Origin of the sequence: Streptomyces sp. SudanB25_2051 (assembly GCF_964272635.1) — a bacterium.
Lineage (GTDB): Bacteria > Actinomycetota > Actinomycetes > Streptomycetales > Streptomycetaceae > Streptomyces.
The window spans coordinates 3,557,884-3,577,176 of the sequence record NZ_OZ186787.1 but is presented as its reverse complement, the minus strand read 5'-3'; the positions used below and the strand labels follow the sequence as shown (position 1 = coordinate 3,577,176).

Sequence of the window (19,293 nt, the reverse complement as noted above, 5' to 3'; positions counted from 1 at the left end):
GCCGCCGCGACCGCGAGACCCCGGACACGCCGGAGGGCGGCCACCCGGCACCTGTCCGTGCCGGATGACCGCCCTCGTGCGGCTGGTGGAGGTCAGCCGAGGAGGCCGCCCAGCGGATTGCGGTTGCCTCCCGAGCCGCCGCCCGAGGTGCCGCCCGACGAGCCGCCGCCGTCGTCCGTGCCGCCCGTCCCCGAGCCCTCGTCGCCGCCGCCCCCGCTGTCGGAGCCGCCGCTGGAGGTGGGGCCGGCGCTGGTCACCGGGGGCGGCTCGGGGCGGGGCTCCTGCGGTGCCTCGCCGACGCCCTGGGTGGCCGTGGGCTGCTCCTCCCGGACGGACCCGGACTCGGACACCGGGTCCTCCTCGGACTGCAGGCCGGCCGTCGGGCTCTCGCTAGGCGCGGCCGACTCGGACGGGGACGCCGACTCGGACGGCTCCGGCTCCTCGGCCGACGTGCTCGCGGACTCGCTCTGCGCGGGCTCCTCGGGGAGCGGCTGGCCCGGCAGGTGGTTGGTCGGGTCGTCGTTCGGACCCGGCACGGTGATCAGGTCGGACGACCGTACGGCCCCGCCGAGGACCGAACCGACCAGCAGCGTCAGGCCCACTACGACGGCCGCGACGACCGCGCCCCGCCGCAGCACCCGGCGGCGCAGCGCCCACAGCGCGGCGCGCGGGCCGAGCGTCCGCCACGCCTCGCCGGCGAGGCGGCCGTCCACGGAGTACACCGGCGCCCCGGCGATGATCAGCGGCGACCAGGCGGCCAGGTAGATGATGTCGGGCGCGTCGTACACGGGCACGGCCCGCCAGCTCACGGTCAGCAGCAGCGCCGCCGACAGCAGCGCGCCGAACACGGCGGCGACCCGCTGCCACAGGCCGAGGATCGTCAGGACACCCACGATGACCTGGGCGAACGCCACGGTGAGACCCGATCCGACCGGATGGGCCAGCGCGAAGTCCCGCAGCGGCTCGGCGAGCGGCCACGGGTCCAGCGAGGTCAGCCAGCGGACCATCGAGCCGCGCTCGCCGCCGTCGAAGTAGACCGGGTCGCAGAGCTTGCCCATCCCGGCGTACACGGAGATGAGGCCGAGGAAGACGCGCAGGGGCAGCAGCACCACCCCGAGGTTCATCCGGCGGCCGGGGTAGTAGGCGTGCCGCTGGTGCGCGGCGGAGCCCTCGCTGTACGTGCGGTGGCCGTCGGTCCCGTACCGCTCGTCCTCGTCGAGCCGGTCGTCGGCGGTGTCGTACCCGTCCTCGTACCGCTCGCCGTAGCCGCCGGTGCCGTACGCGCCGCCGTGGCCGGAGCCGTACGCGGGCTCGTAGCGGGAGCCGTACCCGCGTGCGCCCGTGTCCGCGGTGTCGTCGGGGCGGTCGTAGGCGCCCTCGGCGCGCCGCATGGGCGGCAGCAGCGGGGCGTCGGGGAGGGGCGCGGGGGCGCGCTGCCCGCCGACGACCGGCGTCGGCAGCGTGTCGTCGCCGTAGCCGACGCGCGGGAGGGTCTGGGTGGTGCCCGCTCCCGCGTCGGCGCCGAGCTCCACGCGCGGCACGGCCGCCGTGCGGTCGTAGGTGTCGAGGGCCGCCGAGTCGCGCACGGCCTGGAGGAGTCCGGTCGCTCCGGGGTCGCCGGGCGAGGACTTGCCGGTCCACACGAGCGGCGCCCGCCGCCGGACCCCGCCGGGTGCCGCGCCGCTCATGGCGGGGACGCGGGCGGGGTCGGCGAACCGGGGCTTCCTGACCGGGGCGAGCTGTACCCGGAAACTGGCGTGGTTCACGATGACCTGCGCGGGGTCGCTGTTCACCTTGACCATGCTCAGCGCGGGCTGATCATCGAAGCCGGGCCGGGGCGTTCTGGTGTCCACACTCATCTAACCGAGTGACGGCGGGTTAGGACACTGCCTTGACGGCCCCCAAATGTCCGAGACCCGTCAACATCGTGACGGGTCCCGGAACTCCGCGTGCCGGGGCGTTCCCCGCGGCGCGGTGCGGTCAGGCGCGGCGGCGCGCCGCCTCGTACAGCACGACCCCGGCCGCGACGCCGGCGTTCAGCGACTCGGCGCCGCCCGGCATGGGGATGCGCACCAGGTAGTCGCAGGTCTCGCCGACGAGGCGGGACAGGCCCTTGCCCTCGCTGCCGACCACGATGACGACCGGACCGGCCAGCGCCTCCAGGTCGCCGACCTCCGTCTCGCCCTCGGCGGCGAGGCCGACGACGGTGAGGCCGGCCTTCTGGTACGCCTCCAGGGCGCGCGTCAGATTGGTGGCGCGCGCGACCGGCGTACGGGCGGCCGTACCGGCGGACGTCTTCCAGGCGCCCGCCGTCATGCCGGCCGCGCGGCGCTCCGGGACGACCACACCGTGACCGCCGAAGGCCGACACGGAACGGACGATCGCGCCGAGGTTGCGCGGGTCGGTGACGCCGTCGAGGGCGACGATCAGCGGCTCCTCGCCCTCGTCGTACGCGGCGGCGGCCAGGTCCTCCGGGTGGGCGTACTCGTAGGGCGGGACCTGGAGGACGAGGCCCTGGTGGTTCAGGCCGTTCGTCATCCGGTCGAGCTCGGCGCGCGGGGCCTCCATCAGGTGGATGCCGCCCCGGTCGGCGGCGAGCTTCAGCGCGTCGCGCACCCGCTCGTCGTTGTCGATGAACTGCTGGACGTACAGGGTCGTCGCGGGCACGCCGTCGCGCAGCGCCTCGAAGACCGGGTTGCGCCCGACGACCATCTCGGACTGGCCCTTGCCGCCGCGCCGGGCGACCGGGCGGCGCGCGGCCTGCTTGGCCTTGGCGTTGGCGACGCGGTTCTTCACATGGCCCTTGCGCATGTGCGCGGGCGGCGTCGGGCCCTTGCCCTCGAGGGAGCGGCGCCGGTTGCCACCGCTGCCTACCGTCGCGCCCTTCTTGTTGCTGGTGCGGCGGTTCCTGCGCTGGCTGTTTCCGGCCATGACCTACCTGTCTGTCGTCAAACGTCAAGTCGTGCGTGCGTGTGCGGGGTGCCGCCCGGCCGGACCGGGCGGCACCTCAAGAGTGCGTCAGCGGGCGCCGAGCGTCCAGCGAGGCCCGTCCGGGCCGTCCTCGATGACGAGCCCGGACTGCCCGAGCTGGTCGCGGATGGCGTCCGCGGTGGCCCAGTCCTTGCGGGCGCGGGCCGCCTCCCGCTGGTCGAGGACCATCCGTACGAGGCTGTCCACGACGCCGTGCAGGTCCTGGCCCGCTCCGGCCTCACCCGCCCAGTGCGGGTCGAGCGGGTCGAGCCCGAGGACGCCGAGCATCGCCCGGACCTCGGCGAGCCGGGCGACGGCCCCGTCCTTGTCGTCGGCGGCCAGCGCGCTGTTGCCCTGCCGGACCGTGTTGTGGATGACGGCCAGCGCTTGCGGGACGCCCAGGTCGTCGTCCATGGCCTCGGCGAACGCGGGCGGCACCTCGGCGGCGGGCTCCACGGTCCGGCCGGCCTTCTCGACGACGCGCTGGACGAAGCCCTCGATCCGCGCGTACGCGGCGTCCGCCTCGCGCAGGGCCTCCTCGCTGTACTCGATCATCGACCGGTAGTGCGGGGTGCCCAGGTAGTAGCGCAGGACGACGGGGCGCCACTGCTTGACCATCTCGGAGACGAGCACCGAGTTGCCGAGCGACTTCGACATCTTCTCGCCGCTCATGGTGACCCAGGCGTTGTGCACCCAGTACCGCGCGAACCCGTCGCCGTACGCCTTGGCCTGGGCGATCTCGTTCTCGTGGTGCGGGAAGACCAGGTCGAGGCCGCCGCCGTGGATGTCGAACGACCCGCCCAGGTACTTGTGGGCCATGGCCGAGCACTCCAGGTGCCAGCCGGGGCGGCCGCGGCCCCACGGGGTCTCCCAGGTCGGCTCGCCGGGCTTGGCGGCCTTCCACATGGCGAAGTCCCGCGGGTCGCGCTTGCCGGTCTCGCCCTCGCCCGACGGCTGGCGGAGGTCGTCCAGGTCCTGCCGGGACAGCTCCAGGTAGCCGGGGAAGGAGCGCACGTCGAAGTAGACGTTGCCGTCCGCCTCGTAGGCGTGGCCCCGCTCGATGAGGCCGCGCATCATCTCGACCATCTCGGTGACGTGCCCGGTGGCTCGCGGCTCGTACGTGGGCGGCAGGCAGCCGAGGGCCCGGTAGCCGTCGTTGAAGGCGAGCTCGTTCTCGTACCCGATCGACCACCACGGGCGGCCCTGCTCGGCGGCCTTGGCGATGATCTTGTCGTCGATGTCGGTGACGTTGCGGACGAACGTCACGTCGTAGCCGCGGTAGGCGAACCAGCGGCGCATGATGTCGAAGTTCAGCCCGGACCTGATGTGCCCGATGTGCGGGGCCGCCTGCACGGTGGCGCCACACAGGTAGATCGAGACACAGCCCGGTTCGAGGGGGGCGAAGTCGCGGATCTGCCGGGCGCTGGTGTCGTACAGCCGAATAGTCACCACTCCAGGGTAGTGGGCGGCCGCCTGTGCCCACGCCCGTCCCTCGCGGCGGGCCGCGGGGGACGGGGCCGTGCGTCCGGCGGTGCGGGGGGCGCGGCCGGACGCGGTGCTAAGGGCGGCGGACGACCAGGGCGGTGGCGATGGCGGCCAGGCCCTCGGCGCGCCCGGTGAGCCCGAGCCCGTCGGTGGTCGTGCCGGACACGGCGACGGGCGCGCCGACCGCCGCGCTCAGCGCCGCCTGGGCCTCGGCGCGCCGCTTGCCGACCTTGGGGCGGACGCCGATGACCTGCACGGCGACGTTCCCGATCTCGTACCCCTCCGCGCGGACGATCCGGGCCGCCTCCGCGAGGAGCGTGACGCCGGAGGCGCCGGACCACTCGGGGCGGCCGGTGCCGAAGTGCGCGCCGAGGTCGCCGAGCCCGGCGGCGGAGAACAGCGCGTCGCACGCCGCGTGCGCGGCCACGTCGCCGTCGGAGTGCCCGGCGAGCCCGAACTCCTCGCCCTCCCAGAGCAGTCCGGCGCACCACAGCTCCCGGCCGCGCTCGAAGGCGTGGACGTCCGTGCCGATGCCGACCAGCGGCAACGCGAAGCCGTTCTCAGAAGCCATCGTTGACCCTCCTGCGCGCCAGGACCGCCTCCGCGAGGACGAGGTCGAGCGGGCGCGTCACCTTGAACGCCTCCTCGTGGCCGGGCACGGCGACGACCGGGACGCCGAGCCGCTCCACCATGCTCGCGTCGTCGGTGACCTCGCCGGTGACCTCCCGGTGGGCGCGCACGAGCGTGGCCCGGTCGAAGCCCTGCGGGGTCTGCACGGCGCGCAGCCGGGCCCGCTCGGGCGTGCCGAGGACCGGCTCGGGCGCGCCGCCGGCGGCCGGTTCGACCTCCTTGACGGTGTCCGCGAGCGGCACTGCGGGCACGACGGCGGGCGCGCCCCCGTCCCGTACGGCCTCGATGACCGCGTCGACGGTGTCGACCGGGACGAGGGGGCGGGCGGCGTCGTGGACCAGGACGGTGGTGACCGATTCGGGCAGCGCGTCCAGTCCGTGGCGTACGGACTCCTGGCGCGTCGCGCCGCCGGGGACGACGACGACCTCGGTGCGCTCGGGCGCAGGGTACTCGTCGAGCAGCGCCCGTACGCCGGCCACGTCGTCCGGCGGCGCCACGACGACGACCAGGGACACGGCGCGCGACGCGGACATGGCCCGCACGGCGTGGACCAGCATGGGGGTGCCGCCCAGGGTGCGGAGCGCCTTGGGGGCGCCCGGTCCGAGCCGTACGCCTCGGCCCGCGGCGGGGATGACCGCCGCGGTACGGGCAGGAGGTGCTGCGTCTGACATCGGTTGCACTCCGGCAGGTTTGTTTACTCGGCCGACATGGGTATGGCCACAGCGCGGGCGCGACGCCCTGACCGGACCCTTCCGTGACGCCGGTCGAGCGGGCCGCCTGGTACGGGGATTTCGTACGGGTACGAACATGCCGCAGCGCCCGGCGACGGAGCTGTGGGATCACAGCATGTCATCGGGCACCGCGGCAGTGTCGCTGCATGGGCCATCTGAGGCGTACCGCACAGGGGGAACCGCTCAGGCGGCGACCCACTCGGGCAATCAGCGCTCGGGACTCGCGGTCCGGCCGCTTCCCGCCGGTGCGGCGGGGGAGGCGGTGGTGCCGCGGGCCGGAAGGCCGCGCGTCAGGACGCGAGGACCTCGTCGAGCAGGGCCTCGGCCTTGTCTTCGTTGGTGTTCTCCGCGAGCGCGAGCTCGCTGACGAGGATCTGGCGCGCCTTCGCGAGCATCCGCTTCTCTCCGGCGGAGAGACCGCGCTCACGCTCGCGGCGCCACAGGTCGCGCACTACTTCCGCGACCTTGATGACATCGCCGGAGGCGAGCTTCTCGAGGTTCGCCTTGTAGCGACGGGACCAGTTCGTGGGCTCCTCGGCGTACGGCGCGCGCAGCACCTCGAAGACCCGGTCCAGCCCGTCCTGGCCGACCACATCGCGCACACCGACGAACTCCGCATTGTCCGCCGGGACACGTACCGTCAAGTCACCCTGGGCGACCTTGAGCACCAAGTAGGTCTTGTCCACGCCTTTGATCTGGCGAGTTTCGATGGCCTCGATCAGCGCGGCCCCGTGATGGGGATAGACCACGGTGTCGCCAACCTTGAACGTCATGTGACAGGTACCCCTTCCGTGGCTATCCAGAGTAACACGGATACGGCTTCTTCTGAATGGCGTTTTCGCAGGTCAGGGCATATCTCAGGGCTTGACAACAGCTGCGCGGACGTGCTGCGGCGGGCCCGCGCGGGCGGGTATCCGCAGGTCGGAGCGGCTGTGGACGCGGTCCGAAACGCCTCGATCACGGACACCCGGAGGGTCGACGGAGGGGTGGAACATCCGGTTTTGTCGGGTTCGATGGCGTCCAGTTCCGGTACTCCGTTCGGTTGTCGGTCACCCGTACGGACGGTTGCCGGGCACTTTCCCGAATTGATCACAGGTGGCTTTTCCGTGGGGAATGTGTGAGCGCCGCAGAATTGATCAAGCCACTTATGCGAACGCGCCGAGAACGCCGCCGGCGCCCCGGGGCGGCCGCCGCCCGCCGCGCCCCCGGCGCGCGGCCCGCCGGGGGCGCGGGCGCGGCCCGGTGGCCGTACAGGGCGGGTCGGGTGCGGGGCGGGGACACGGGGTCGGTAACCTGAGCCCGCTGACCGCTCCTTGATCCGGTCCGGTCCCGCCGGTCCGGCACGGGGAGGTGGCAGTCGCACCGACCGTGCCCGTCCTCTAGTCCGTACGTCTAGGAGTTGCCGCCGCCGTGAGCCGCAGCCTTCGACGCGGCGCCATCGCCGCCACCGCCCTCGTGATCTCCCTCGCCTCGCTCACCGCTTGCGGCGCGGGCAACGACGCACAGACCCTCCAGATCAGGCCGGACAACGCCACCACCACGGTGGGCGACATCAAGGTCCAGAACGCCCTGATGATCACCCCGGTCGAGGGCGAAGGCCCGGCGGCCGTCTCCGCGACCCTCTTCAACGACGGCTCCAAGGCCGAGACGCTCGAGGGCGTCCAGCTGCCGGGCTCCGGCGCCAAGGCCGAGCTGAAGCCCGCCAAGGGCTCCGGCCCGCTCACCATCCCGGCGGGCGGCTCCCTGATCCTGGGCGGCGAGGGCAACGCCTCCGTCGTGGTCGAGGGCCTGAAGGGCTCCGCCAAGGGCGGCGTCCAGGAGGTCGTCTTCCAGCTCAGCGAGACGGGCGACGTCAAGCTCAAGGCGCTCGTCTTCGCCTCGGAGGGCTACTACGAGGGCTTCGGCCCGACCGGCGCCCCGTCCTCCCCCGCCGCGTCCCCGACCGGCTCCCCCGCCCCCTCGGGCTCGCCGTCCGGCTCCCCGGCCCCGACCGGCTCCCCCGCCGGTACGCCGGGCGCGTCGCCGGCCGGTTCGGCCCCGGCCTCGCAGCCGGCCCACGGCGAGGGCGGCGACAGCCACTGACGCCCCCGCCCCGGCGTACGCGCGGGGCGCGAGCACCACGAAGGGCGCCCCACCGGTCCGTACGACCGGTGGGGCGCCCTTCGTGTACGGGGGCGATGCGCGCGGCGGGTCCGGCAGCGCCCCTCGGCGCCGCTCTACGGCTCGAACTTGTAGCCGAGGCCGCGGACCGTGACCAGGTAGCGCGGGGCGCCCGGGTCCGGCTCGATCTTGGCGCGCAGCCGCTTGACGTGCACGTCGAGGGTCTTGGTGTCGCCCACGTAGTCCGCGCCCCACACCCGGTCGATGAGCTGCATCCGCGTCAGCACGCGGCCCGCGTTGCGCAGCAGCATCTCCAGCAGGTCGAACTCCTTCAGCGGCAGGTCCACCTTGCTGCCGTCCACCGTCACCACGTGCCGGTCGACGTCCATCCGGACCGGGCCCGCCTCCAGGGCCGCCGGGGCGGTCTCCTCCGGCTCCCCGCGGCGGCGCAGCACCGCGCGGATGCGGGCGACCAGCTCCCGCGACGAGAACGGCTTCGTCACGTAGTCGTCGGCGCCTATCTCCAGGCCGACGACCTTGTCGATCTCGCTGTCCTTGGCGGTGACCATGATGACCGGCACGTTCGACCGGCCGCGGAGCTGGCGGCACACCTCCGTGCCCGGCAGCCCGGGGAGCATCAGGTCCAGCAGGACGAGGTCGGCGCCGTTGCGCTCGAACTCGTCGAGGCCGTCCGGCCCGGTGGTCGCGACTGCTACCTCGAATCCCTCCTTGCGGAGCATGTACGACAGGGCGTCGCTGAAGGACTCCTCGTCCTCGACGACAAGCACTCGGGTCACGGAAGGACCTCCGGGGCGGTGAAAGGTTCGTTGGCGATCTCGGAGCCGGTGGTACGGCGGTCCCGATCACGGCCGGCGGCCGCTTCGGGAAGACGAAGGGTGAAGGTGGAACCCTGGCCCTCGGTGGACCATACGGTCACCTCGCCGCCGTGCGAGGCGGCCACGTGCTTGACGATGGCCAGGCCCAGGCCCGTACCGCCGGTGGCGCGGGAGCGGGCCGGGTCGACGCGGTAGAAGCGCTCGAAGATGCGCTCCTTGTCCTTGTCGGGGATGCCGATGCCCTGGTCGGTGACGGCGATCTCGACGAGGTCCCCGCCGGGCGCGGTGACCCGCCGGGCGGCGATGCCGACGCGGGTGTGGGCCGGGGAGTAGTTGACGGCGTTCTCGACGAGGTTGCCGAGGGCCGCGGCCAGCTGGCCCCGGTGGCCCCAGACCCGCAGGTCGGTGGCGCCGCCGGCGGCCATGGTGATGTTCTTGGTGGTGGCCGTGTGCCGGGAGCGGTCGATGGCCTCGGCGACCAGCTCGTCCACGCGGACCGGCTCGGCGTCCTCCAGCGGGTCGTCGTTCTGCACGCGGGAGAGGTCGATCAGCTCCTGCACCAGGTTGGTCAGCCGGGTCGCCTCGATCTGCATGCGCCCGGCGAACCGGGTCACCGCCTCCGGGTCGTCGGCGGCGTCCATGACCGCCTCGGACAGCAGGGACAGCGCGCCGACGGGCGTCTTCAGCTCGTGGCTGACGTTCGCGACGAAGTCGCGCCGTACGGCCTCGATGCGGCGGGCCTCCGTCAGGTCCTCGACCAGCAGCAGCACCAGCCGGGAGCCGAGCGGCGCCACCCGCGCGGAGACCGCCAGGGCCTCGCCGCGTCCCGTGCCGCGCCGGGGCAGGTCGAGCTCGACCTGGCGTATCTCACCGTCGCGGCGGGTGTCGCGCGCCATCTGGAGCATCGGCTCGACGGCCAGCTTCCCGCCCCGCACCAGGCCCAGCGCGTACGCCGCCGAGCTGGCCTTCACCACGGAGTCGCTCTCGTCCAGCACGACGGCGGAGGAGCGCAGCACGGAGAGGACCGTGTCCACGCCGGGCGGCAGTACGGCGTCGGTGTGCAGGGAGGTCCGGGTGGGCCTCGCCTGGTCGCGCTCGCTCCAGCGGAACGCGAGCATGGCGATGACACCGGTGAGCAACCCGGCGATCGCTGCCACTGCGGCGACCGCCGCGTTCACGTCCATGCATCCAGGTTAGGCATGGTCAACGGTGCGCTCCCAGCCGTCCGAGTGGCTGCTCGAACAGTCGTCGCCCAGAGTTCACCGAGGGGACGGTGACGGTTCACTTGTGAGGGAGGCACCCGACTTGTCCCCGCCGGACCGTGGGAACGTGGGGTCCTGGCACCACCAGAGCACGAACCAGCCCCACCGGGACCCCGAGCGTAGTGAGAGAGGGACATCCATGCGGGACGCGTACCACGAGGAACTGGACTCGATCGGCGAAGGCCTCGTCGAGATGGCCCGGCTGGTCGGGTCGGCGATCGGGCGCGCCACGACGGCGATGCTCGACGCCGACCTGAAGCTGGCGGAGGCGGTGATCGCCGCCGACCAGAAGATCGACGACCTCCAGCACGACCTGGAGGCCCGGGCGATAGCCCTGCTGGCCCGCCAGCAGCCGGTGGCGACGGACCTGCGCATCGTCGTGACCTCGCTGCGCATGAGCGCCGACCTGGAGCGCTCCGGCGACCTGGCGCAGCACGTGGCGAAGCTGGCCCGGCTGCGGTTCCCGGACCGGGCGGTCCCGGGCGACCTGCACGCCACGATCCTGGAGATGGGCCAGCTCGCCCAGCGCCTGATGGCCAAGGCGGCGGAGGTCATCATCACCAAGGACGTCGACCTGGCGCTCCAGCTGGAGCAGGACGACGACGAGATGGACCTGCTGCACCGGACGCTGTTCCAGCACCTGATGGACGACCGCTGGAAGCACGGCATCGAGACGGCCGTGGACGTGACGCTGCTGGGCCGGTACTACGAGCGGTTCGCGGACCACGCGGTGTCGGTGGCGAAGCGCGTGGTGTACCTGGTGACGGGCGAGCACGCGGACGAGCTCCAGCAGCCGGAGGCGCCGGTGGAGGGGGCGTAGGCCCCGGCCGGCGGCGGCTGCCGGGCCGGGGGGTCCGGCCGGGGGGCGGGCTGCCTGGCCGGCCGGCGGCGGCTGCCGCGCCGGGCGGTCAGGCCCGGCGGGGTCGGCGTGCTCGGCCGTTCGGGTGAACGCCGTCTCACCCCCATGCGCCGTTGATGCGCCCTCCCCGGTGGGCGTGCAATGGGGGCGAGGCGACACAGGCCCCCCGCTGAGGAGGAAGCCATGGCAGATTCCCCCACCACCCGGACCGAGCAGGAGACCCCGGCCCACCCGACCCGTCTGCCGCTCGTCGGCGCCTGCGGCTGCGGCTCCGGCTGCAGCTGCGGGTGCCAGTCGGGCGGCCCCTGCGCGTGCAGCGGCAGCTGCGGCTGACGGTTCCGGATCACGAGCGCGGCCGGGGTGGCGGAGGAGGCGACCGCCACCCCGGTCGCGCGCTCAGGGACGTACGAGAAGGTCCCGCACCGCGCCGGGGGTCCAGTGCCCTGCGGCTCCGGGGCGGGCCGCCAGGTAGGCCGCGACGACGGTGGCGTCCCAGCACCCGGCCCCGGTCAGCCCGCGCGCCAGGCACCGCAGGTACGCGGCGGACGGCGCCCGCCAGGCGACGGCGTCCATCCGCCAGGGCGCGGTGAGCGTCAGCATCGGCCTGCCGCCCAGGGACCCGAGGCACACCACGGTCTCGTACCGCCCGCCGCCCAGCGCCAGCCGCCCGTCCCGCACGGCGGCGCCGAGGTCGACGTCCCGCCCCGCGTCCAGGTACATCTCCTGCGCGGCGAGGTCGCGGAACTGCCCGGCGGAGATCAGATGGGCCCGCGCCAGGGTCCGCCCGGCGGCGTCGGGGTCGTGGAAGGCCCGCCCGCCGCCCCACACGGGCGACTCGGTGGCGAAGTACACGGACCCGGGCACCACGACGGCTCGCGAGTCCCGGGGCGCGGCGCGGTCGCGGCACCCGCGGTACGCCCGCAGCGCGCCGGCCGGCCGCCCGCCGCGCAGGTAGCACCGCAGCCGCGCGGTGTCGGTGTTCGACCCGTAGGCCACGTACCAGACCGCGTCCACCCCTCTATGGTGGCGCCATGACCGCCGTGCCGCCGGATCGCCCGCTGCTCTTCCTGGACGTCGACGGGCCGCTGATCCCGTTCGGCGCGGGCGCCCCCGCCTTGGGCGACGCGCCCGCCGGGCCCGGCGGCAACCCCCTGCTGGGCCGCCTCGACCCCGCGGTGGGCCCGCGCCTGCTGGGTCTGGGCTGCGAGCTGGTGTGGGCGACGACGTGGGGGCAGGAGGCGAACGAGACCGTCGCGCCGAGGATCGGTCTGCCGCGCCTGCCGGTGCTGGAGCTGCCGGACGGCCCTGCGTACGGCGTTCCGCGCGGCCTGCACGTGAAGACCCCGCACGTGGTGGCGTGGGCGGCGGGCCGCCCGTTCGTGTGGGTGGACGACGAGATCGGGGAGCTCGACCGCCTGTGGGTGGAGGGCCGGCACGGGGGCCGGGCGCTGCTGCACCGGGTGGCCGCGCAACGGGGCCTGACGTCCGCGGACTTCACGGCACTGGAGCGCTGGGTCGCGGCCGTCGGCCCGTAGCGGGGGCGCGTCGCGCGAGCGGGTGCGCGTGGGGCATGCTCTGGCGCCATGACCTTGCTCCGCGCGCTCGCCGTCGGCCTCCTCGTCGGGGCGGTGGGCGCCCTGTTCCCCGACCCGAGGGGCGCGGGCGCGGACCATGTGCGCCTGGCCCTGCTGACGGGCCTGCTGGTCGGGCAGTTCCTCACGGTCCCGCCGGCCCTGCTGACCGGAGCCGTCCGCGCCTGCACCCGGAAGGGCGGGGCGTCCCGTGCGTACGACGTCCCCCTGGGCGCGCTGCTCCTGGGCGCGGGCGTGGCGGTGGTGCCCCCGGCGCGGGCGGTCCTGGCGTGGCTGGCCACGGAACCGGCGCCGGGCGGTGTGGGCGACCCGGACGGCGAGACGTCGATCGCCCTGCTGGCCGCGGTGTCGGGCTGTGCCATGGCCCTGACGGGGCTGGCGCTGCTGGTGTCCGGCCTCAGGGCCCGCAGGCGCCTCGGTACCCCGGCCGGGAGCCGGCCGGGTTCCTGAGCTCGGGCCGCGACCGCGTGCGGCTACGCCGGGCGGCCACGGCACGGGCCACGGCTCGGGCCGCGCTCAGGCCGGGACGTGTCCGTGCGGCTCCTCGTATCCGGTGTCCTCGTCCTCCCCGAAGTCGGGGGCCTGGAAGGGGTTCGTCGCCGGAGGCGGCACGGTCGCGGCGGAGGAGCGGGGTGCCCCTTCCAGCGCGGAGAAAAGCGGGGTCGAGTCGATGGGAGGTCTCCCTGTCGGGGTACGGAGGGGCCGCGGCGTGCCGTGACGGAACGCGCGGGCCCTTCAGAGTTTGGTCATCTTGGCGTACGGGCTCAGGATCCGCCGCCGCGTGGAGCCGAAGTCCACGAGCGCGGCGATCCCCTCCTCGACGCCGAGCACCCGGCCGAGGCCGTACACGTCGTGCGTGACCTGGTCGCCCACGGCGAGGACCTTGGGAGCCGGCACGACGCGGGCTTTGAAGGGGCTGGTCGGCAGATGCCGCTTCACGGCAGGAGGCTTTGTCATCGTCCCCAGTATGCGCGCGCGACCCTTCCCCGCGCTGCGCCCGCCCCTGTCGCCTTCGGCACAGCCCCACCACCGCGAGCGGCCCGCGGCGAGCGGCCCGCGGCGAGCGGCCCGCGGCGAGCGGCGAGGCCCCCTGCCGCGGCGACAACACCACGAGCAGAGGGCCTGCGGGCCAGGGGCTGGTTACTTCTTCTTGCCCTGGTTCTTCACGGCTTCGATCGCCGCCGCCGCGGCCTCCGGGTCGAGGTACTTGCCGCCCGGGGTGACCGGCTTGAAGTCGGCGTCCAGCTCGTAGGCGAGCGGGATGCCCGTCGGGATGTTCAGGCCCGCGATGTCCGCGTCCGAGATGCCGTCCAGGTGCTTGACCAGGGCGCGCAGGCTGTTGCCGTGGGCGGCGACCAGGACCGTGCGGCCGGCGAGCAGGTCCGGGACGATGCCGTCGTACCAGTACGGCAGCATGCGGGCCACGACGTCCTTCAGGCACTCCGTGCGGGGGCGCAGCTCCGGCGGGATCGTGGCGTAGCGGGCGTCGTTCGCCTGCGAGAACTCGCTGTCGTCGGCGAGGGCCGGCGGCGGCGTGTCGTACGAGCGGCGCCACAGCATGAACTGCTCCTCGCCGAACTCGGCCAGGGTCTGCGCCTTGTCCTTGCCCTGCAGCGCGCCGTAGTGCCGCTCGTTCAGCCGCCAGGAGCGGTGGACCGGGATCCAGTGGCGGTCGGCCGCCTCCAGGGCGAGCTGCGCGGTGCGGATGGCGCGCTTCTGGAGGGACGTGTGGAGTACGTCGGGGAGCAGACCGGCGTCCTTCAGCAGCTCACCGCCCCGGACCGCCTCCTTCTCGCCCTTCTCGGTGAGGTTGACGTCCACCCAGCCGGTGAACAGGTTCTTCGCGTTCCACTCGCTCTCGCCGTGGCGGAGGAGGATCAGCTTGTACGGTGCGTCGGCCATGCGTACGAGATTAATGGACGCCTCCGACGCCCGGACGCTTGACGGTCCCCGTCAATTCACTGGCCGTCGGGCCGCACGGGCTCGTAAGTTCCGGGTAAGCAGCCAGCCGCTTACAGGGGGAGCCCACGTGTCCATCGTTCCGCTCATACGATCAGCCCGGCGCACCGTGTCCGGGCTTCCCGGCGGTTTCTGGTGGCTGTGGCTGTCGACGCTCGTGAACCGCACGGGCGCGTTCGTCCTGACCTTCCTGTCGCTGTTCCTCACCCAGGAGCTCGGCTTCTCCGGCTGGTACGCCGGCCTCGTGGTCGCCCTGCACGGGCTCGGCGGCATCGCCGGTTCGCCGCTGGGCGGCATGCTCAGCGACCGGTGGGGCCGCCGCCCCACCATGGTGACCGGGCACCTCGCCGCCGCCGCCTGCGCGGCGTCCCTCGCGGTGGTCACCAGCCCCTGGGCGGTCGCCGCGGTGGTCCTGCTGATGGGCGTCGCCATGCAGTCCGTACGGCCCGCCATCGGCGCCACCATCGCCGACCAGGTGCCCGAGCACGACCGGCGCCGCGCGTACGCGCTCAACTACTGGGCCCTCAACCTGGGCTTCGCCATCGCCGCGATCGGCGGCGGCGCCGCGCTGTTCCTCGGCTACCGGACGCTGTTCCTGCTGGAGGCCGTCGCGACCACGCTGTGCGCGCTGATCGTGTTCGTACGGCTCCCGGAGACCCGCCCCGAGGTACCGCTGGACGCCGACGGCAAGCGGGAGGCCGGCCCCCGGCTGACCACCCTGGACGTGCTGCGCGACGGGCCGTTCCGGACGCTCGTGCTGCTGAGCCTGCTCGTGTGCACCGTCTTCAGCACCCCGTGGGTCGGCCTCCCGCTGACCATGACCCACCAGGGTCTCTCCGCGGAGTCGTACGGCGTGGTGATCGCGGTGAACGGTGTCGTCATCGTCGGCTTCCAGCTGCTGGTCAACCGGATCACCGAGAAGCGCTCCCCCGTCGCGCTGCTCGTCACCTCCTCGCTGCTGTTCGCCGTCGGCACGGGCGCCACCGCGCTGGTGGGCACGCAGCTGATGTTCGCCGTGACCGTGGTCGTCTGGACGATCGGCGAGATGGTGTACGTCCCGGTGAACGCCGCCGCGACCGCCCGCCTGGCGCCGGTCCACGCCCGCGGCCGGTACCAGGGCGTGATGGGCATGGCGTGGTCGATCGGCGGGTTCATCGCCCCGGTCACGGCCGGGTGGGTCGTCGAGGGCCCCGGCCCCGAGGCGCTGTGGTTCGGCTGCGCCGCCGTCGCGATGGTCGCCGCCGCCGGGTACGCGCTGCTGCTGCGGCGCGCCCTGAGCGGGGAGGAGCCGGCGGGGGAGCCGGTCGCCGGCGGGGTGGCGGCCTCCGGCTCCGGGACTTCGGGGAGCGGGGCTTCCGAGGCGGCTCGGGCCGTGGTCCCGCGGGACGCGGGGAAGGCGCCGGCGGCGGCCGCGTCGCAGGTTCCCCCGGTGGCCGTGCCGTCGCAGACCGGTCCGGCGACCGCTCCGGAGGCGGCTTCGGCCGGTGCCCGCGAGGGGTCCGGGGCGGCGGCGGGCGGCGGCACGAAGGGCGAGGTCAGCGCCGTATGACGGGCACCTCGCGCGGTTGAGACTCTGGGGGCGTACGGACACGGGGGTGCCGTACGCCCCCAGGCCGTCGGCGGCCGGATCCGGGACCCTCCGCCCGCTGTCCCGCCCCCGGAAGGAGACTGGCGGAGTGTCAACCGCCGGGGTCGAGGGGCGGGTTCGCGGGAGGGCCGCCCTTCTGGCGGGGCGTTACTTCGAGGGCTGCGTGAGGTGGCTGAACGCCTCGAGGTTGCGGGTGGACTCGCCGCGCGAGACCCGCCACTCGTACTCCCTGCGGATCGCCGTCGCGAAGCCCATCTCCAGCAGCGTGTTGAACGCCCCGTCCGCCGCCTCCAGGACCGAGCCCATCAGGCGGTCCAGCTCGTCGGCCGTGACGGCGGACAGCGGGAGCTTGCCGGTGATGTAGATGTCGCCGAGCGGGTCCACGGCGTAGCCGACGCCGTACAGCTTCAGGTTCCGCTCCAGCAGCCAGCGGTGGACGGCCGCCTCGTTCTCCTCCGGGTGGCGGATGACGAAGGCGTTGAGGGACAGCGAGTGGTTGCCCAGGCGCAGCGAGAGCGTGGTGGACAGCTTCTTGGTGCCGGGGAGCGTGACGACGTACGAGCCGGGCTCCGGTGACTCCCAGGCCAGGTCGGCGTCGCGCAGTGCGGACTCGATGATCTGCTGTGCGTCAGCCATGGGGCGAGCGTACGCGACGGCGGTGCTCGTGCATGGCAGCCGCGTACACCTCCGCCGTGGCCGACGCGGCCCGGTCCCAGCCGAACGACCGGGCGTGGCGGGCGGCGGCGTCGCCGAGGCGGCTCGTGAGGTACGGGTCGGCGGCGAACCGGGCCAGCACGCGCGCGTAGTCGCCCGGATCGTGCCCCTCGACCAGGAAGCCGGTCTCGCCGTCCCGTACGGCCACCGGCAGGCCCCCGACAGCCGCGGCCACGACGGGCGTGCCGGTCGCCTGGGCCTCGATCGCGACGAGCCCGAAGGACTCGCTGTGCGACGGCATGACCAGCACGCTCGCCGCGCGGAACCAGTCGGCCAGCTCCTGCTGGGCGACCGGCGGGTGGAAGCGCACCACGTCGGCGATGCCCAGCTTGGCGGCGAGTTTCTGCAGGCCCTCCGGTTTGGCCAGGCCGCTGCCGCTGGGCCCGCCGACGACGGGGACGACCATGCGGGAGCGGAGCGCCGGGTCGGTCTCCAGGAGGCGGGCCGCGGCGTGCAGCAGCACGTCGGGGGCCTTCAGCGGCTGTATGCGGCCGGCGAAGAGCGGTACGAACGCGTCCTGCGGCAGGCCGAGGCGGGCGCGCGCGGCGGCGCGGCCGTCGGCGGGGCGGAACCGGTCCAGATTGACGCCGGGGTGGACGACGGCGACCTTCGCGGGGTCGGCGTCGTAGTGGTGGATCAGCTCGTCGGCCTCGCCGGACGTGTTGGCGATGAGCCGGTCGGAGGCCCGTACGATCTGCGTCTCGCCGATCACCCGCGCGGCGGGCTCCGGCGTGTCGCCCTCGGCGAGCGCGGCGTTCTTGACCTTGGCCATGGTGTGCATCGCGTGGACCAGCGGGGCGCCCCACCGCTCGGCGGCCAGCCAGCCGACATGGCCGCTGAGCCAGTAGTGGGAGTGGACCAGGTCGTAGTGGCCGGGCCGGTTGCGGGCCCAGGCGCGCATGACGCCGTGGGTGAAGGCGCACAGCTGGGCGGGGAGGTCTTCCTTGTTGAGCCCCTCGTACGGGCCGGCCTCCACGTGCCGTACGAGGACGCCGGGCGCCAGCTCGACCGACCGGGGCAGGCCGCCGGAGGTGGCGCGGGTGAAGATCTCGACCTCGACGTCGATGGCGGCGAGACGTTTCGCCAGCTCGACGATGTAGACGTTCATACCGCCCGCGTCGCCCGTGCCGGGCTGGTGCAGGGGGGAGGTGTGGACGCTCAGCATGGCGACCCGCCGCGGCCCGCGACGGTGCCGCCCGGGCAGCCGGAGCCGTGGCGGCGGTACCAGGGTGCCGGCGAACCGGGACACGTACTGGCTCACGTCGTCGGTCCTTCCGCTCAGGGGTGCTTCGGGTCGGTCGGTCGCGTCGGGGACGGGCAGGGCGCGCATGGCGAAGGAGAGGCCCGATGCTCCTCTCCGCCGGGCACAACAGCGGGGGGGCGCGGTTTCATTTCCCGCTTTGCCAATTCATTACGGGGGCGGGAGGTGGCGGGTTCGCCACGGGGTGAGCGGTGGGCGGTGGGCGGGGCGGGAGGGGGGTCCGGGGGCGGGAGGGGGGTCCGGGGGCGGGAGGGGGGTCCGGGGAGCGTTTACGCTCGGTGGCATGGCTCCGCGTATGACACGCCCTGTCGGGAGTCCCACGCGCGGGACCACCAACCCCAACCGCCTGCGCCGCATGGACCGCTGGATCGCCGACGCGCACGGCCCCGCGCTGCGGCGCGCCGCCGTCCCGCCGGTCGCCGTCGACCTGGGGTACGGCGCCGCTCCCTGGACCGCCGTCGAGCTGCTGGACCGCCTCCGCCGGGACGCCGACCCGCGCGCCCGGGTGGTGGGCGTGGAGATCGACCCCGCGCGCGTGGCCGCCGCGCAGCCCTACGCGCGCGAGGGCCTGTCGTTCGCGCACGGCGGCTTCGAGGTGCCCGTCGACGGCCCCGTGGACCTGATCCGCGCGGCGAACGTCCTGCGCCAGTACGACGAGGACCAGGTCCCCGACGTGTGGGGCCGCCTGTGCGGGCGGCTGGCCCCGGAGGGCGGCCTCCTCGTGGAGGGCACCTGCGACGAGATCGGGCGCCGCCATGTGTGGGTGGCGCTCGGGTCGGAGGGGCCCCGCACGGTGACGTTCGCCACGCGCCTGGGCTCCCTGGACCGCCCGTCCGATCTGGCGGAGCGGCTCCCCAAGGCGCTGATCCACCGGAACGTGCCGGGTGAGCCGGTGCACGCCTTCCTGCGGGACTTCGACCGGGCCTGGGCGGCGGCCTCCCCGTACGCCTCGCTGGGGGCCCGGCAGCGGTGGATCGCGACGGCCTCGGCCCTGGCGGCGGACTGGCCGCTGAGCGACGGGCGGCGTCGCTGGCGGCAGGGCGAGCTCACGGTCCGCTGGGACGCGCTGGCCCCCCGGGGCTGGGCGGCGGGCGGCTGACACACGCGCCCGCGAGGGCCGGGGAGTCGTACGGGCCGGACGTCGGGCTCGGTACCGGTCGTACGGGCCGGCTGTCGGGCTCGCTACCGGTCGTACGGGCCGGCTGTCGGTCCTGTACCGGTCGGGTCGCGTGGAGCACGGCCGCCCCTCCCGCGCAACCGCGCCCTGTGGAAAACCGGCGTGGTGGCGCCGATCGTCCCCGGCCTG

General features: G+C 74.2%; 20 protein-coding genes. 7 read left to right on the top strand and 13 right to left on the bottom strand.

Annotation, left to right across the window (positions count from 1 at the left end; all coding sequences use genetic code 11):
- Positions 1–92 precede the first annotated feature (92 nt).
- From ACSUPT_RS16010 to ACSUPT_RS15985, 6 genes are all read right to left on the bottom strand, one after another.
- On the bottom strand, positions 93–1,859 hold the full coding sequence (locus tag ACSUPT_RS16010; protein WP_361657264.1) for a DoxX family protein: 1,767 nt from the start codon (positions 1,857–1,859) through the stop codon (positions 93–95).
- A gap of 121 nt (positions 1,860–1,980) precedes the next feature.
- Positions 1,981–2,931, bottom strand: a complete 951-nt coding sequence (gene rlmB, locus ACSUPT_RS16005) for a 23S rRNA (guanosine(2251)-2'-O)-methyltransferase RlmB (RefSeq protein WP_351963894.1) — start codon at positions 2,929–2,931, stop codon at positions 1,981–1,983.
- 87 nt (positions 2,932–3,018) lie between these two features.
- A complete protein-coding gene (gene cysS / locus ACSUPT_RS16000) occupies positions 3,019–4,419 on the bottom strand; it encodes a cysteine--tRNA ligase (protein ID WP_351963893.1) in 1,401 nt (466 codons plus the stop codon).
- 109 nt (positions 4,420–4,528) lie between these two features.
- Entirely contained in the window at positions 4,529–5,026 is a 498-nt protein-coding gene (ispF, locus tag ACSUPT_RS15995) for a 2-C-methyl-D-erythritol 2,4-cyclodiphosphate synthase (RefSeq protein ID WP_351963892.1), read from the bottom strand.
- Entirely contained in the window at positions 5,016–5,756 is a 741-nt protein-coding gene (gene ispD, locus ACSUPT_RS15990; RefSeq protein ID WP_351963891.1) for a 2-C-methyl-D-erythritol 4-phosphate cytidylyltransferase, read from the bottom strand. The genes ispF and ispD overlap by 11 nt, the downstream gene beginning before the upstream one ends.
- 350 nt (positions 5,757–6,106) lie before the next feature.
- Complete coding sequence (locus ACSUPT_RS15985) at positions 6,107–6,589, bottom strand: CarD family transcriptional regulator (protein ID WP_003953493.1); 483 nt, start codon at positions 6,587–6,589, stop codon at positions 6,107–6,109.
- 637 nt (positions 6,590–7,226) lie between these two features.
- Here ACSUPT_RS15985 and ACSUPT_RS15980 point away from each other — a divergent pair.
- Positions 7,227–7,898, top strand: a complete 672-nt coding sequence (locus ACSUPT_RS15980; protein WP_351963890.1) for a DUF461 domain-containing protein — start codon at positions 7,227–7,229, stop codon at positions 7,896–7,898.
- A gap of 134 nt (positions 7,899–8,032) precedes the next feature.
- Here ACSUPT_RS15980 and ACSUPT_RS15975 read toward each other — a convergent pair whose 3' ends face one another.
- Positions 8,033–8,713 carry a response regulator transcription factor gene (locus ACSUPT_RS15975; protein ID WP_023587428.1) on the bottom strand — a complete coding sequence of 227 codons (681 nt, stop codon included), beginning with the start codon at positions 8,711–8,713 and terminating at the stop codon, positions 8,033–8,035.
- Positions 8,710–9,936: a sensor histidine kinase gene (locus ACSUPT_RS15970; RefSeq protein ID WP_351963889.1), complete on the bottom strand. Its 1,227-nt coding sequence runs from the start codon at positions 9,934–9,936 to the stop codon at positions 8,710–8,712. The genes ACSUPT_RS15975 and ACSUPT_RS15970 overlap by 4 nt, the downstream gene beginning before the upstream one ends.
- Before the next feature lie 217 nt (positions 9,937–10,153).
- Here ACSUPT_RS15970 and phoU point away from each other — a divergent pair, with 217 nt between their 5' ends.
- The gene (gene phoU, locus ACSUPT_RS15965) at positions 10,154–10,834 is read left to right on the top strand and encodes a phosphate signaling complex protein PhoU (RefSeq protein WP_351963888.1); all 681 of its coding nucleotides are present in this window, start codon (positions 10,154–10,156) and stop codon (positions 10,832–10,834) included.
- A gap of 222 nt (positions 10,835–11,056) precedes the next feature.
- Entirely contained in the window at positions 11,057–11,206 is a 150-nt protein-coding gene (locus ACSUPT_RS15960; RefSeq protein ID WP_351963887.1) for a hypothetical protein, read from the top strand.
- 63 nt (positions 11,207–11,269) lie between these two features.
- Here the strand turns inward: ACSUPT_RS15960 and ACSUPT_RS15955 are convergent, their stop codons facing one another.
- Positions 11,270–11,887, bottom strand: a complete 618-nt coding sequence (locus ACSUPT_RS15955) for a histone deacetylase (RefSeq protein WP_365725156.1) — start codon at positions 11,885–11,887, stop codon at positions 11,270–11,272.
- Positions 11,888–11,904: 17 nt separating this feature from the next.
- On the opposite strand from ACSUPT_RS15955, the gene ACSUPT_RS15950 reads away from it, so the two are divergent.
- Complete coding sequence (locus ACSUPT_RS15950; protein WP_361657277.1) at positions 11,905–12,408, top strand: hypothetical protein; 504 nt, start codon at positions 11,905–11,907, stop codon at positions 12,406–12,408.
- A 48-nt stretch (positions 12,409–12,456) separates the two neighbouring features.
- Positions 12,457–12,915, top strand: a complete 459-nt coding sequence (locus ACSUPT_RS15945; RefSeq protein ID WP_351963884.1) for a hypothetical protein — start codon at positions 12,457–12,459, stop codon at positions 12,913–12,915.
- A 285-nt stretch (positions 12,916–13,200) separates the two neighbouring features.
- Here the strand turns inward: ACSUPT_RS15945 and ACSUPT_RS15940 are convergent, their stop codons facing one another.
- The gene (locus ACSUPT_RS15940; RefSeq protein ID WP_351963883.1) at positions 13,201–13,422 is read right to left on the bottom strand and encodes a hypothetical protein; all 222 of its coding nucleotides are present in this window, start codon (positions 13,420–13,422) and stop codon (positions 13,201–13,203) included.
- 183 nt (positions 13,423–13,605) lie between these two features.
- Positions 13,606–14,367, bottom strand: a complete 762-nt coding sequence (locus ACSUPT_RS15935; RefSeq protein ID WP_361657281.1) for a phosphoglyceromutase — start codon at positions 14,365–14,367, stop codon at positions 13,606–13,608.
- A 166-nt stretch (positions 14,368–14,533) separates the two neighbouring features.
- On the opposite strand from ACSUPT_RS15935, the gene ACSUPT_RS15930 reads away from it, so the two are divergent.
- Positions 14,534–15,973, top strand: a complete 1,440-nt coding sequence (locus ACSUPT_RS15930; protein WP_436944718.1) for an MDR family MFS transporter — start codon at positions 14,534–14,536, stop codon at positions 15,971–15,973.
- 186 nt (positions 15,974–16,159) lie between these two features.
- Here ACSUPT_RS15930 and ACSUPT_RS15925 read toward each other — a convergent pair whose 3' ends face one another.
- Together ACSUPT_RS15925 and mshA are read right to left on the bottom strand one after the other, a co-directional pair.
- Positions 16,160–16,648, bottom strand: a complete 489-nt coding sequence (locus ACSUPT_RS15925; protein ID WP_436944717.1) for a YbjN domain-containing protein — start codon at positions 16,646–16,648, stop codon at positions 16,160–16,162.
- Complete coding sequence (gene mshA, locus ACSUPT_RS15920) at positions 16,641–17,987, bottom strand: D-inositol-3-phosphate glycosyltransferase (RefSeq protein ID WP_351963879.1); 1,347 nt, start codon at positions 17,985–17,987, stop codon at positions 16,641–16,643. Before mshA ends, ACSUPT_RS15925 begins: the two co-directional genes overlap by 8 nt.
- Positions 17,988–18,270: 283 nt before the next feature.
- Here mshA and ACSUPT_RS15915 point away from each other — a divergent pair, with 283 nt between their 5' ends.
- Positions 18,271–19,086 carry a class I SAM-dependent methyltransferase gene (locus ACSUPT_RS15915; protein ID WP_365725169.1) on the top strand — a complete coding sequence of 272 codons (816 nt, stop codon included), beginning with the start codon at positions 18,271–18,273 and terminating at the stop codon, positions 19,084–19,086.
- Positions 19,087–19,293 lie beyond the last annotated feature (207 nt).

Excerpts from the sequence above, each read along its gene's own strand:
- ACSUPT_RS16010 (WP_361657264.1), bottom strand. The coding sequence starts at position 1,859 with ATGAGTGTGGACACCAGAACGCCCCGGCCCGGCTTCGATGATCAGCCC.
- rlmB (WP_351963894.1), bottom strand. The coding sequence starts at position 2,931 with ATGGCCGGAAACAGCCAGCGCAGGAACCGCCGCACCAGCAACAAGAAG.
- ispF (WP_351963892.1), bottom strand. The coding sequence starts at position 5,026 with ATGGCTTCTGAGAACGGCTTCGCGTTGCCGCTGGTCGGCATCGGCACG.
- ispD (WP_351963891.1), bottom strand. The coding sequence starts at position 5,756 with ATGTCAGACGCAGCACCTCCTGCCCGTACCGCGGCGGTCATCCCCGCC.
- ACSUPT_RS15985 (WP_003953493.1), bottom strand. The coding sequence starts at position 6,589 with ATGACGTTCAAGGTTGGCGACACCGTGGTCTATCCCCATCACGGGGCC.
- ACSUPT_RS15970 (WP_351963889.1), bottom strand. The coding sequence starts at position 9,936 with ATGGACGTGAACGCGGCGGTCGCCGCAGTGGCAGCGATCGCCGGGTTG.
- phoU (WP_351963888.1), top strand. The coding sequence starts at position 10,154 with ATGCGGGACGCGTACCACGAGGAACTGGACTCGATCGGCGAAGGCCTC.
- ACSUPT_RS15960 (WP_351963887.1), top strand. The coding sequence starts at position 11,057 with ATGGCAGATTCCCCCACCACCCGGACCGAGCAGGAGACCCCGGCCCAC.
- ACSUPT_RS15950 (WP_361657277.1), top strand. The coding sequence starts at position 11,905 with ATGACCGCCGTGCCGCCGGATCGCCCGCTGCTCTTCCTGGACGTCGAC.
- ACSUPT_RS15945 (WP_351963884.1), top strand. The coding sequence starts at position 12,457 with ATGACCTTGCTCCGCGCGCTCGCCGTCGGCCTCCTCGTCGGGGCGGTG.
- ACSUPT_RS15940 (WP_351963883.1), bottom strand. The coding sequence starts at position 13,422 with ATGACAAAGCCTCCTGCCGTGAAGCGGCATCTGCCGACCAGCCCCTTC.
- ACSUPT_RS15935 (WP_361657281.1), bottom strand. The coding sequence starts at position 14,367 with ATGGCCGACGCACCGTACAAGCTGATCCTCCTCCGCCACGGCGAGAGC.
- ACSUPT_RS15925 (WP_436944717.1), bottom strand. The coding sequence starts at position 16,648 with ATGGCTGACGCACAGCAGATCATCGAGTCCGCACTGCGCGACGCCGAC.
- ACSUPT_RS15915 (WP_365725169.1), top strand. The coding sequence starts at position 18,271 with ATGGCTCCGCGTATGACACGCCCTGTCGGGAGTCCCACGCGCGGGACC.